12 protein-coding genes and 1 pseudogene are annotated in these 12,565 nt (G+C 69.9%); 12 read left to right on the top strand and 1 reads right to left on the bottom strand.

Going from position 1 to position 12,565, the window contains the following annotated elements; translation table 11 throughout:
- Window positions 1–5: 5 nt before the first annotated feature.
- Window positions 6–890, bottom strand: coding sequence for an acyltransferase domain-containing protein (locus QQM39_RS00460; RefSeq protein WP_301994566.1), 885 nt, complete (start codon window positions 888–890; stop codon window positions 6–8).
- A gap of 317 nt (window positions 891–1,207) precedes the next feature.
- Between QQM39_RS00460 and QQM39_RS00455 the strand changes: the two genes are divergently transcribed.
- The 12 genes and pseudogenes from QQM39_RS00455 to QQM39_RS00400 all read left to right on the top strand — a co-directional run bounded on the left by QQM39_RS00455 (window position 1,208) and on the right by QQM39_RS00400 (window position 12,280).
- A complete protein-coding gene (locus tag QQM39_RS00455) occupies window positions 1,208–2,566 on the top strand; it encodes a hypothetical protein (RefSeq protein WP_301994565.1) in 1,359 nt (452 codons plus the stop codon).
- Between the two features lie 193 nt (window positions 2,567–2,759).
- Window positions 2,760–3,881, top strand: a complete 1,122-nt coding sequence (locus QQM39_RS00450; protein ID WP_301994564.1) for a 4-hydroxy-3-methylbut-2-enyl diphosphate reductase — start codon at window positions 2,760–2,762, stop codon at window positions 3,879–3,881.
- 604 nt (window positions 3,882–4,485) lie between these two features.
- Window positions 4,486–4,836: a hypothetical protein gene (locus tag QQM39_RS00445; protein WP_301994563.1), complete on the top strand. Its 351-nt coding sequence runs from the start codon at window positions 4,486–4,488 to the stop codon at window positions 4,834–4,836.
- Entirely contained in the window at window positions 4,776–5,684 is a 909-nt protein-coding gene (locus tag QQM39_RS00440) for a site-specific integrase (protein ID WP_301994562.1), read from the top strand. Before QQM39_RS00445 ends, QQM39_RS00440 begins: the two co-directional genes overlap by 61 nt.
- 574 nt (window positions 5,685–6,258) lie before the next feature.
- Window positions 6,259–6,480 carry a hypothetical protein gene (locus tag QQM39_RS00435; RefSeq protein WP_301994561.1) on the top strand — a complete coding sequence of 74 codons (222 nt, stop codon included), beginning with the start codon at window positions 6,259–6,261 and terminating at the stop codon, window positions 6,478–6,480.
- 352 nt (window positions 6,481–6,832) lie between these two features.
- A pseudogene (locus QQM39_RS00430) lies at window positions 6,833–7,021 on the top strand (transporter); the annotation flags it as partial.
- A gap of 2 nt (window positions 7,022–7,023) precedes the next feature.
- Window positions 7,024–7,350, top strand: a complete 327-nt coding sequence (locus QQM39_RS00425) for a hypothetical protein (RefSeq protein WP_301994560.1) — start codon at window positions 7,024–7,026, stop codon at window positions 7,348–7,350.
- Between the two features lie 108 nt (window positions 7,351–7,458).
- The gene (locus tag QQM39_RS00420; protein WP_301994559.1) at window positions 7,459–8,706 is read left to right on the top strand and encodes an MFS transporter; all 1,248 of its coding nucleotides are present in this window, start codon (window positions 7,459–7,461) and stop codon (window positions 8,704–8,706) included.
- 602 nt (window positions 8,707–9,308) lie between these two features.
- Window positions 9,309–9,734, top strand: a complete 426-nt coding sequence (locus QQM39_RS00415) for a WXG100 family type VII secretion target (RefSeq protein ID WP_301994558.1) — start codon at window positions 9,309–9,311, stop codon at window positions 9,732–9,734.
- Window positions 9,735–9,798: 64 nt separating this feature from the next.
- Entirely contained in the window at window positions 9,799–11,415 is a 1,617-nt protein-coding gene (locus QQM39_RS00410) for a peptidoglycan-binding protein (protein WP_301994557.1), read from the top strand.
- Between the two features lie 17 nt (window positions 11,416–11,432).
- Complete coding sequence (locus QQM39_RS00405) at window positions 11,433–11,873, top strand: protease inhibitor I42 family protein (RefSeq protein WP_301994556.1); 441 nt, start codon at window positions 11,433–11,435, stop codon at window positions 11,871–11,873.
- Between the two features lie 17 nt (window positions 11,874–11,890).
- A complete protein-coding gene (locus QQM39_RS00400; protein ID WP_301994555.1) occupies window positions 11,891–12,280 on the top strand; it encodes a hypothetical protein in 390 nt (129 codons plus the stop codon).
- The last annotated feature ends 285 nt before the right edge of the window (window positions 12,281–12,565 follow it).

The raw sequence follows: 12,565 nt of genomic DNA, 5'->3' as shown, positions 1-12,565 counted from the left end.
GGGGATCACCAGGGAAAGTCGGGTTCCGCAAGCGGGGCGTGGATGGCCGGTGGGCTGTCGGCGAGCACCCTGCGGGCGCTCAGCGCGAGCGACTCGCCCGTACCCGCCTCGAAGAGAACGCCCGGCTCGTGCCGGGCCGCCTGACGCAACACCGCGGGCACCATGGCGGGGCGGATCAGACAGTCGGCCAGCCGCCGGGGCAGATCGTCCGTCGCGTCGTACGGACGACCGGCCACGGCCGAGTAGACCGGGAAGCGCGCCGCGGACCGGGGGTAATCACGCACGGCGTCGGCGAACGCCTCAGCCGCGAAGCCGAGCGCGGGGTGGTGAGAGGCGAACGGCAGGCGCAACCGTACGGCGGCCAGGCCCCTGTCCGCTGCCGCCTTCTCGACGTGGGCCAGCGCCGCCGGCGGACCGGCGACCACCACGGACCGGTCGTCGTTGACCACGGCTACCACCGCGTCCCGGGCCCCCGCGTGTTCCAGCAGGCCGCGCGCGGCCTGCTCCGAGCAGGTGAGCAGCGTCAGTCCGCCGGGACAAGAAGACAGGACGAGCGCGAGGTCATGGGCCGCGCGTGCGCCGTCGCCGACCGTGAACACCCCGGCCGCGGTCAGTGCGGCGATCTCACCGAAGCTCACCGCCACAGCGGCCGACGGCATCCCATAGCGGTGGCACAGCGCTTCGTGCACCGCCAACGACGCGCCGAACAAGGCGAGTTGCGACGTGCCCGCGGCGGCGTGCGCCAGGTCGCGTCCGTTGGGCGGCTGTGGACCCAGCAGCCAGGGACCGAGCGGTGGCAGCCCGCGCTCGACGGCGACCTGGTCGACCTGCTCGAAGACCTGCTGGATGGCCGGCTGTATGACCCCGCCCGCGTGGAAAGCTCTTACCAACGAGGTGACGGAGAAGTCTCCTTGCCCCGGGAACAGATGGACCGAGCGCCCCCGGCCGAGTGGGTGACTGGGGGTCCTGGCCGGACTCGTGCGCATTCCAATCCTTCGATCGAGCAGGTCATCGTGGTGTGAGGGGGCGCACGGCTGCGGGAGGTGCGCCTCGAGTGCGCACTGCACGCGGTCACGGACGGCGCCTCAGTCTGAGTCTGCTCCCCGGCACGCGCTTTCCGCGCAGGTGCACGGCGCAGGAGCGTTGAACCCATGCGGATGTTGAACGTCCGCGCTGATCCGGGGTCGTGGGGGACAGGAGGAGGAGTGTGCGATCTCCCCGTACACCGAATCAGGCACTGCGTGCCCTCCTGGCCGAGGCCGGGTGGAGCGGGGCCCAACTGGCGCGCGAGGTCAACGCCCTCAGCCTCGCGCAGGGAACCGTGCTGCGTTACGACCGCACCACGGTGGCGCACTGGCTGGCCGGCAGCAGGCCCCGCCTTCCCGTGCCCTCCCTCGTCGCAGAAGCCCTCTCCCGGCGCCTCGGCAGATCCGTCCGGACGCAGGACACTGGGCTGATCGACGGCGTAGACGCGGGCCTCACGCCCGGAGCGCCCGTGTCCGAAGGGAGCGGTGTGGACCGCCTCGACCACCTGCTGCACACCACCGGCCGGTGCGGCATCGCCATGGCCGGCGCCTACTCGCTCGCGGCGCTGGCGATACCCCCCGGGCGGGTGCCCGCGGGTGGGACCCCGGACCCCACGCTCCGTTCACCGGCATCGGCCACCCGGGCTCAGGTGGAATCCGCCCGGGAGCTCCTCGCCGTGTTCTCGTGCAGTGACGCCGCCTTCGGAGCCGGATCGATACTCCGGCCGCTGCGCCAGTACCTGTCCGCCACGTTGCTCCCCTGGTTGCGAGGCGACATGAAACCGGCGGTCCGGCGCGACCTGTTCACCGTGGCCGCACAGCTCACCTACCTGTGCGCGTTCGCCCACTTCGACATGAACCGCCATGCCGAAGCACAGCACTTCTACCTCGCGAGTATCGAACTCGCCCGTGAAGCCGGAGACCGGGTGGGATACGCGCTCGGGCTGCGGGGCCTGAGCGTCCAGGCCCACGCCCTGCGGCACTTCCCCGAGGCCCACCGCCTCGCGGAGCAGGCCGTGACCGTCGGCCTGCGGCACACCCCACCCCATCAACAGGCCTTCCTTCTCGGCCAGTTGGGCGTCGCTCAGGCGGGCCACGGCGACACCGGCCACACCCGTTCCCTCGCGGCGGCCGAACGCTGCCTGGAACGCTCGTCGAGCGGAACCTCTCCGGTCGGAGCCTTCCACCCGGGGTCCCTCGCCCTCCAGCACGCGGCCGTGGCCAAAAGCCGTGGCGACCACCGTGCGGTCGTCGGCGCACTCGGCGTCTCGCTGCGGCTGAGGCCCGCGGGTGAGCACCGGTCCCGTGCTCTCGGCCTGGCGGAACTGGCGGAGGCGCAGTTGACGGCCGGTCACCTCGAGCAGGCATGCGTGACCTGGCACGGGTTCCTAGAGCTCTATCCGCAGATACACAGTGACCGCGCCGACGAGCGGCTGCGCGCGCTGGCTGCCAGGCTTCGCCCGCACGCGGCCACCCCGGCCGCGGCAGCACTGATCCGGCGGGCACACGAGGTGAGAAGGCGGCCATCGGCAACCGTGTGAGCCGCCACAGGCTGAGCGCTTCCGCTACCCGGCAGGCGAAGTACCCACGACGCGAGGGGAGACCGCTCGCCCGTCGGGGTGAGAATCCGAACATGGCGGAGAAGGGGCACAAAATGAATCAAACGCATCGGTTGAATGGCGGTCGTCCACCCCTCCGCTCCTTCACCCGAGTTCAGGATCGATGAACCGAAGCGTGCTCTCAGAGGTACTCCACTCCGCCACCGTCCACGTCACCCCCGGCACACTCGCCGTGGCCGAATCGTGGACACACCCCACCCGTGGCCCCGTCGACTGCCCGGCCCACCACCTGCTCACCGCACATGCCCAGGAAGCCGGATTCACCGCCGAGACCCGCGCCTTAGGCCGGGCGGACCTCGGGGACGGCGCCACCACACCCCGGTCAACCGTCTTCGCCGTCTCCTACGCAAAGCCCGACGGCGGACATTGCGGTCTCGCTCTCGCCGCCTGTGCCCAGGACACCGCCGCGACCGCCTTCGCACGTCGTCAGATCGAATCATGGAGCGCGGTGCTGCGCACGCGCCGCGTACTCTACGTGGTCACAGAGGCAGCCCGGCGGGAAGAGGAGGCCGCTCAGGGGCCGAGTACTTCGGTACCGCCGCAGGCATCCGACAGCGCCCGCGGCCCCTGGCAGGTCTGCGGATGTCCCACCGGCGTGGCGTGTCCCGCGGCCCGGAGCGCGGCGCGCTCCCTGCGGAAGTTCCTGGGTCGGGGAGACGAGGTGATCGTCGTGGGCGCACCGGCCGACGGGGCGGAACCAGGACAGGACCCGGCCTTCCACGCAGACGGCGTGCGGGTGGCGACGCCGCAGCAGGCCGAGAGTCTGACGGTCGCCGACCCGGACCGCCTCGCGTTCGTCGTCACCCCGGGTGCCGTCGTGTCCGATGCGGTGGCGGTCCTCGCAGTGCTGCGTCGGCGCTTTCCGCGATTGCGGGGCCAGCACCCACAGGAGTGGTGCTACACCATGGATGATCTGCATACGGCCATCGGCTCGGCGCTGGCCCAGTCCGACGTACTCCTCGTCACCGGCCGGGGAACCAGCCCCGCGGCGAGGGCAGCTGCCGTACTGGCGGCCCGGGCACGGGTACGCCTTCGCGAGGTCACGTCGCTGGAGCGCCTGAGGCCCGATGACGTGGACGCCGCGACGATCACGGTGCTGGACGCGACAACCGACGGACTGGACTGCCGGGCGGTCGGCCGAGCCCTCGACGGACTGGGGCCGACGAGCCACGTCCGGCGACAGTCGTGTTCCTCCACCCTGTCCGCACCTCCCGCAGTCCTGGCGGACCATCCGTGACGTGAGTGCTGCCGTCCGCACAGGCGCGGCTTCCGCAGCCGCGGTCGCCGCGCAGTCGGCCGGAGGACGATGTCCGCCGGGCTGCCGGGCTGCGGGGGAGCGCCGGAGGCATGCTGTCCACAAGTCGACTGGGCAGGGCGCCCCTTGGCCGGCGCAGCGACCTTCGTGACGTCCAGGTGAACACCTGTGAAGGAGCGGTGGCGACCAGTTCGGGCACCGTCTTGGCGGGTGGGTGGCCTGCCGACGACACCGCATCACCCCACACATCCGGCTCAACCAGCGCTGGCACTCAGGAACGGGCCGTTGGCGCGGATTTTGTGGCGCCACGAGAATGGACGAGGTCGCGCCGCGTCTCGCTGAGGTCGAGGCAGATGCGCAGGGCCTCGTCGAGGCGCCTCCACGGAGGGCCGAGGCGCCTCCACGGAGGCCGGATCGGCTCGCTCGGGCTGGACGAGAACGGCTCGCCGGTCATCGTCGAGTTTACCGACCGCAGGTAGTTCTGCCCGCGATGTCCGTCTGGGACTGTGAACCAGCACGTTCTGGGCTTGTTTTACCGACCTTGTCCGGGGCGTCTGTCATGTTCTGGAGTCGGTACGGAGGACGAGTGGTTCGGCACCTGGTGGTCGGGGACTTGAGGGTGCAGCAGATCGAGCGGAAGGACGGGCGGCGGTCGTGGACGATCGTGTGGCCCGAGGGGACGGTCCATGCGGAGGCGGATCGGTTCCTGCGTCTCCATGATGGTTCGGGAACGCAGAGGACGTACGCGTATCTGCTGGTGGACCATCTGCGGTGGCTGGAGCGAGAGTGCCTGACCTTCGCCGAGGTCCAACTGCGGGACCTGGAACGGTACATGGGCCTGCTGGGCGCAGAGGTCCGCATGCTGCTCGGCGAGCCGTGGCGGGTCGGCAAGCGCCCATACGGCCACTCCGCGCTTCGACCGCCGCGGCATGTCTGAAGGGCTTCTACCTGCATCAGTCCGCCCTCGGCGGGAACGAGGACCTCGGCAAGAAGCTCGGCACGTCGCTCCGCTTGGACTGCATCGGCCGTTACGGCGGGCTGCCCCTGCTCTGGCACGACCAGACCAAGGTCGGCAACCTGAACGCGGCCGTCCGCATCCCCGACCATCTCCTTAACCGGCTCGAAGAACGCCGCCAAAAGACCCTGGCCCACTACGCCGACCACCACGCCGGCCGCCCGCCCACTCCCGCCGAGCGCGCTCACCTGGCCCTCTTCCCCACCCACATCCTCAACCCCGACGGCCGCCGCGCTTTGTCCTACACCTGGTTCCACACCGGCTTCCGCTCCTGGATCGCCGAGCTTGACCTCGGCGGTCACTACGTCGCCCACCAGGCCCGGCACACGCTGGCCACCCGGCTGCTACGGCACGGCGCGACCCTGACCCACATCCGCCGCTACCTCGGTCAGGTCTCCGACCGCATGGCCGAGCACTACGTCCACCTGACCCAGTCGGACCTGGACAACGTCCTCCAGCACGTCTGGGTCGCCGGACCCGGCACAGCCACTCCCGGCGAAATCCTCACCAGCAGGGCCAGGGTGTCGGTTCCGGCCGGGTCGTGTTCCAGGAGGCCGGCCAGGCCGCAGGGGCAGGTGTCCTTGATGACGTGGCGGATCGTCGCGCCGCTGTGCGGGATCCGCACGGCCAGGGCGGTTGCGGTGCGGGCGCCGAGCCGGGCCAGGACATCCTGCGGCGCGTCGGCCGCCCACTTGCCGATCGCCACGAAGCTCCTCGCCCCGGTCACTACGGCGGAGCAGGCGATCAGCAGCACTGCTACGAAGGGCTGACGCCTTCCCGCGCCGACACCGTTCGCGCGGTGCTGACGGGTAGGCGATTTGACCAGACAGACGGTGGCAGACTGACGGCACATCGAAGCTCCGTTGTGCGAAGGGGACTCGGCAAGGTCACCTCACAACGGAGCTTCGATGTATGCGGTCGCGCATCCGTCCGGCATCGTCCTACTGCCGTGACCCGCACACTCATCAGATCATCGGGACTTTGCAAACGCCCTGGCTGGAGGCGGCCCAAGAAGCACCGATCATGATTGTGTTACGAGACATAGGCATGGGTGACCGCTTGCGCGCACCGCTTGCCAACCTGGATACCGGAGCAAGACCAAACCGCTGCATCTGGCCGACGGACTCAGCAATTCGGAACTCGCCGACCGGCTCAAGCTGGCCGAAACGACGGTGACTCGGCGAACAGAAACTCACCGATCGTTTTCGGAATCTTCACAAGATCGATGTTTGGTACTTGCTAAACGTCATGTAATCTGAACGCGACGGGATATTCGATTAGGTTTCCGTTGTATCAAAAATGCCTCTATAAATTAGTCAATTATTCGCAAAAGGGGAAAATTTAATGCGTAAGAAGCTCGCGCTTTTCGCCGCAGGTGTCGCGGTAGCCGCCGGCGCCGGCCTCGCGACCGCTGGTTCTGCTCAAGCCGCGACCTACTACAGCACCAAGGCCGAGTGTGAGGCGGCGCTGAGCCAGCGGGCCGACGCGGCGCTGTGGCAGTGCCAGCAGACCCAGGGTAATGCCCCTCAGGGCTGGTTCATAAACGACGCTGCCGCCCAGGGATAAGCGTGGCGTAGAGCTCGTAACACGGTCTTGTTGAGGTGTGCTGGTCGGGCGGGACCGAAGTGCTCGACGTGTGAATCGCGACTGACAACTTGCCGCGACATGGAACGCCGAACAGAATTCCACGACGCCTCAAGAAACACTGGCCGTGTTACGAGCTCTAAGCACAGCTGACATGAGTCAAATTCATCATCCCGGCGGGTCGAGTGGGTGAGACCGGCCGCGTACCCGAATAGAGCCCCGGCATGACATCACCCAACCGAGTTCCGGCAACGTCTCCAACTCCCGTCACGGACATGTAGTCTACGAATCGTCGCAGTTCAGAGCCAGTCGACGAGCTACTGCGGTCGGTAAGGTCGAATACAAGCGCGGTGTCGACGCCGGCGTCATCAACCAGGACCTGTTCTACCTGGCGTGGCTGATGGACCATCGCGCCGCGTTCGAGCGCCTGGTCCGCGACCGGCTCGGGGCTACGGCCACGTCCCAGGTGTTGCGGAGCGGACCGCGCCTGATCTGTATCGCCGGCGACTTCACGCGCTACGACGCATGCGGCGGGGCCTGAACCTGATCGTGGAACTGCTTGTCCAGCCCGCGGTAGCCGACGTCAACCTTCGCCTTGACGTCGGCGAACTGTTCGAACAGGTCGGCGATGCCCTTGGCGCGAAGGGCGGTCCCGTCGTGCGTACGCCCAGGTCGGAACGGTCCGGCCCACAGGTGCGGCCCTTCTCGTCGGTGATGACGGTGGCCTTCTTGGTGTTCGTCTTCTTCTTGCCGGAGACGAACGCCCGGCGGCCGGGCTTGTTCGCGCCCGGGCGGCGGACCTGGACCTCGGTGCCGTCGATCCGCAGGGTCACGCCTGCCGCGTCGGCGTAGGCGAAGGCGTCGGCCAGGGTGCCAATGAGTGGGCAGCCGCACACCTGGCCTGGTGCCAGTCCTATAACCCGTTGACGGGCGCGCCGCCCAGCTCCGACGATCAGGCGCATGTCTGCCGCCCTGGCGCCTCTGCGCCACCGCCCGTTCCGTCACCTCTTCATCGGTACGACGGCCAACCTGCTCGGCAACGGGGTGGCACCGATCGCCCTGGCCTTCGCCGTGCTCGACGCCACTGGCTCGGTCGGTTCGCTCGGGTTGGTGGTCGGTGCGCACTCTCTCACCAGCATCCTCTTCCTGCTGTACGGCGGGGTGTTGGCGGACCGGCTGCCGCGCGGCCCGCTGCTGGTCGGCAGCAGCGTGGTCAGCGCCGCGAGTCAGGCGGTGATCGCCGCCCTGGTCCTCACCCACAGCGCCGCCATCCCCCTGCTCATGGTGCTCGCCGCGGTCAACGGGGCGTCAGGTTCCTGCTACCAGCCCGCCGCCCAGGCCCTGCTGCCCCAGACCGTGCCGGCCGAGTCCCGCCGCGCCGCCCTCGCGCTCTCCCGGATCGCGGGCAGCAGCGCGATGATCGTGGGCGCCTCGCTGGGCGGCGTACTGGTCGCCGCGGTCGGCCCCGGCTGGGGCCTGGCCGTCGACGCGCTCAGTTTCGCGCTCGCCGCCGCGTCCTTCTCACTGGTCCGCGTCCAGGTCGCGCCGCCCGCGCCCAGCCCCGGCCTGGTGCATGAACTGCGCGTCGGCTGGCAGGAGTTCACCTCCCGCAGCTGGGTGTGGGTGATCGTGGTGGCCTTCTGCTTCCTCAACGCCGGCGGCACCGCCTCGTTCACCGTCCTCGGCCCGGCCGTCGCCGACACCACCGGGATCGGCCGCACCGGCTGGGGCCTTGCCCTCGCCGCGGGCTCGCTCGGCGCGGTCGCCGGCGGCGTACTGTCGCTGAGATGGCGGCCCCGGCGCGCGATCCTGGTCGGCTGCGCGCTGATGGGCCTGACGGCGATGACCCCGCTGCTGCTCGCGCTCGCCCCGTACACCTGGGTGCTGGTCGTGGCCAACTTCGTGGCGGGCGTGGGCGTCGAGCAGGCCGGCGTCGCCTGGTACTCGACCCTCAACGAGCAGATCCCCGAGGACCGCCTTGCCCGCGTCTACGCCTACGACGACCTCGGCTCCTACCTCGCGCTCCCCCTCGCCCAGTTCGCCGCCGGACCCGCCGTACTCCTCCTCGGCCTCCATGCCACCCTCTACGCGGCCGCCGCGCTCATCCTCCTCGCCACCCTCGCCATGGTCGCCACCCCCTCCATCCGCGCGCTGGCCCCGAAGACCGCAGAACCGCTGCCCGCCTCCGAAGATCCGGTGCCTCGCTGAGCTCGACTCTGACGCCCAAATAAGCACAGGCGGGCGGTATTTCGGGCACGATGGTGCGCCCAGCGGGTCCGTGCCAGCCGGGTTTCGTTCCGGTGGGTTCATCCGGTGCCCTCCGCGGGGCGAGGGTGACCCGGTAGCCGATTGAAGCTTCCCCCGGACCTTGAACACCTGGATGTCCTGGTTATCAGGTTGCCGACGACTCCACCGCCGCTACGAGCGCCGGCTTCCACATCCGGCGCGATGGAGAAGAGCGTCGTGCGAGTCCGCGCTCCGGGAACGACGCGGCCACGACCGTCAGCGGGCGGCTGGTGCCGGGCCCGATCACCAACTGGTCTTCGTCGACCGGGTGCAGGCATCTGATTGCACGTCAATCCGGCCGACCGTCTGCCCCGCCGCCCTGGCCAGTGGCGAGTGTGTCCGCCGGGAGCGCTGCCCTCGGACCGCCCCGCCGGGGCCCGGATCTCAAACCGGCTCTCCAGGCTGGGACTCCGGGGCCCTCGACTTGGCCCGCTGTTGTGCGCGGGGGTGGTGAAGGTCGTAGTGTTCATGCCACCGTCCCCTGCTAGATTGCGCCCTCAAGATCAGAAAAACGGGGGCCGGACATGACCGTGCAAGGGCACGCCGGGGGCTATCGCGTCCAGACGAGCGCGATGGACAGCGAGGCGCAGACACTCGACAAGGCGGGTGACGACGTCGGTGCCATCGCCAGGGCGGTCAAGGACACCGCCTGCTACACCTTGGACGTCCTCGGCGGCTCCGACGCGGGCCCCGCCTACAACAACTTCGCCGGTGACTGGCAGGCAGAGGCCAAGGTCCTGGAGAGCGCCCTGCACGAACTGGCCGACAAGGTGCGGGTGTCCAAGGCGAACTACCAGGGCGCCGAGCACGCCTCCATCCGGGGCATGAGCGCGGCGAGCGGCGAGGGCGTGACGACGATGCCCGCGCCCGCGGGGGACGTTCCCGTGCCGGGCCACCGCACCATGCCCGCGCCCGGCACGCCGCCGCGCGGCCTGTCCGACTTCGGATGAGCGTCCTTCGTACCGCGTACGAATCCGCACTCCTGCCCTGACCACGACAGAAGGCCGCACCGTCATGCCCGACGCAGGCGAATCCACCACCGACCGCCGCCAGAGGCTCGCCGAGTACCACGACTCCATCTCCTCGGCCGACAGCAAGAACGATCTCATCGGGGCCATCAACAACGCCCTGGGCGTCTCGGCGCCGGTCGGTGAACCCGGGGTCATCGAGGGTCTCGCCCAGACCTACCGCAAACAGATCGACGACGTCGCCGACGTGCAGCGGCGGGTGCAGAAGGTCGCCAACGAGGGCCTGCCCGACGCCTGGGTGGGCACCACCGGGGCACGGGCGTCCGAGGTGGTGATGGCGGCGGCGCGCTCCGCCGAGCAGATGGAGCAGGCGTTCAGTGGCGCGGCCGGCGCCCTGTACCGCTTGGCCGACGCGCTGACCAACGCCAAGGCCCAGGACAAAGGCGGCCGCGAGCAGTTGCGCGAGGCGCTCGGCATCCTCGGCGGTGAGGACGGCTTCTTCGACGACATGGTGGAGAAGGACGCCGAGGAGGCGGAGCGGCTGCGGGCCCGCAGCATCGCGGCCACGGGCGCCAAGACGATGCACACCGCAGCGGAGGTGGCCGACGACGCGGCGCGGGCCGCGGCGCGCGACCTCAACAAGCTGGCGTCCGAGGCCCGGGCGGGCCAGATGAAGACCGACAACATCTCCGCCGCCGACCGCCTCGTGCTGGCCGACATCGCGGGCCCTGGCGGCCCGGCGGAGATGAACGAGCTGCTGACCGCGAACGACCTGGAGCGCTCGGGCCGCGCGATGGAGCGCCTCGACGCCCGCGAGGAGGCCGAGTTCGAGCGGATGCTCGCCGAGGCGAAGACCCCGCAGGAACGGGCGTACCTGGTGAAGGCACTGGCCGCCGGGTACGACGTCAAGGAGGTCGGCGAGTTCCGCGACAAGATCCACGGCAAGGACCCGGACTGGCTGCAGCGGCACTTGACGCCGGTCACCACGGCCGGGGACAGCATGGCCGACGAGGGGGTCAACACCAGCGGCCCCTACGAGGGTTCCAACCACAACACGGACCAGCAGACGTTCAAGGGCGAGAGGTGGTCGCAGGAAGGCAACACCTGCGTGCCGTCGACCGTCGTCACCGGGCGCGCCATGGTCGATCCGGTGTACGCCCTCGAACTCACCGGCGGCCCGTCCGGGCAGGAGGACGACCCTGGCGCCTTCCGGGAGCGGCTGCGCGACGAGCAGCTGCGGATGCACGACGAAGGCGACGGAAACGACGCGTACGACTTCCCCTTCGGCTCGACACCCGACGGCATGGACAACGACGGCAAGACCGAGATCTCCAACAAGGAGATCAGCCCGCACACGGGCGGCGAGTACGAGTTCCAGGAGATCAGGAGCGCGGACGACCGCCGGGACGCGCTGCCCGACATCCAGCGGGCCGTCGCCGAGGGCAGACCGGTGCCGATCGGCGTCGAGGGCGAGGACGAGAACGGCGACCGGGTCGGCCACTCCATGATGATCATCGGTCAGGAGGGCGACATGCTGCAGGTCTACAACCCCTGGGGGACGACCACGTGGGTCAGCGAGGACGACTTCGTCAACGGCAACATGGACAAGGCCTCCGACAAGGACCTGCCCGACGCCTACGGCGTCCACCTGCCCGCCCAGTGAACGGAAGGCCGATCCCCGTGAAGACCAGCCACCGCCTGTCCACCGCCCTGGCCCTGCCGCTGACGGCCGTGATGCTGTCCGGGTGCGGCCTCTTCGGCCCCGAGACGTTCGAGGCCGACGAGCGGTCCATCGAAGTGGACGCGGGCGACACGTTCGAGCTGACGCTCCCGGCCAACCCCTCGATGGGCCAGGACTGGAGCATCGTGCGCCCCGGCCCCGACCGTGCCACGGTGCGCCAGGAGGGCGGCCGGGAGGAGGACTTCGAGGGCGACAGCGGTGTCGACGGAGGTGGTGACGGTACGCAGACCTTCACCTTTCAGGCCGTTGCCGCGGGCACCACGAAGATCAAAATGAGCTACTGCGTGCTGGGTGCCTGCCCCGACGGCGACGACCGCACCGCGACGGGCAGCCCCGGCAACGACCCGGCGTACTTCATCTACACGGTCACCGTGCGCTGACCGGAACGGAGGTACCGATGAACCCCGGCAAGACCGACGAAGAGTCAGCACAGGCCGACGTCGCCATGCTCCTGCGCTACGGCATCGGCGCCCAGGGCCCACGTCGCAGCGCCCTGTTCGGCGACGGAGCCGTGGGCGCCGCGGTCGAGCTCGACCGCCTCGGGGTCCAGCCCCGCTCGGTGGCGTTCCTCGGCAGGACCGTCCGCAGCGGTGGCACCGGCTACACCGCCCGGCTGCCGGAGCTGCTGCCCGATCCGGCGGCCTCGGACATGATGCGCGGCTGGCTGGATGCGGCCGCGTCGGTGGCCCGGCCCGTGGAGGGTGACGAGGTCGTGGCCCGCTGGCTGGAGGCGGTCGCCGAACTCATCGGGCTGCGCCGCACCACCCGGGAGCGCGCCGCCCGCTGAGCTCAGCCCCTCAACCGCCCTCGACGACCCGCGGGGCGTCGAGCGCCTCAGGCGGGCCGTGGGCGGAATTCGGCGGGCCACGGAATGACACCCCGCCAGCCCGCGCTACGCCCCCCTCGGCGGGCCGCCCACCGACCGGGGCCGTGTCCACTCAGCTGCAGGATGCGCCGCAGCTGGCCGGCGAGAATTCTGGCCTAGGCGGTGTTGTGCTACCCGCCGTCGATGGTTGTTGACAAAGCTTCCGTCGCGGCTACGCCGTACGGGGACCGAGGGCGAAGGTGATCA

The organism is Streptomyces sp. DT2A-34, from assembly GCF_030499515.1.
GTDB lineage: Bacteria > Actinomycetota > Actinomycetes > Streptomycetales > Streptomycetaceae > Streptomyces.
This window is presented reverse-complemented; position numbering and strand designations above follow the sequence as displayed.

Bases quoted from the DNA above. Each gene is read 5' to 3' on its own strand.
- QQM39_RS00400 (WP_301994555.1), top strand. From the start codon at position 11,891: ATGAACCCCGGCAAGACCGACGAAGAGTCAGCACAGGCCGACGTCGCC.
- QQM39_RS00420 (WP_301994559.1), top strand. From the start codon at position 7,459: ATGTCTGCCGCCCTGGCGCCTCTGCGCCACCGCCCGTTCCGTCACCTC.
- QQM39_RS00415 (WP_301994558.1), top strand. From the start codon at position 9,309: ATGACCGTGCAAGGGCACGCCGGGGGCTATCGCGTCCAGACGAGCGCG.
- QQM39_RS00425 (WP_301994560.1), top strand. From the start codon at position 7,024: ATGCGGCGGGGCCTGAACCTGATCGTGGAACTGCTTGTCCAGCCCGCG.
- QQM39_RS00435 (WP_301994561.1), top strand. From the start codon at position 6,259: ATGCGTAAGAAGCTCGCGCTTTTCGCCGCAGGTGTCGCGGTAGCCGCC.
- QQM39_RS00410 (WP_301994557.1), top strand. From the start codon at position 9,799: ATGCCCGACGCAGGCGAATCCACCACCGACCGCCGCCAGAGGCTCGCC.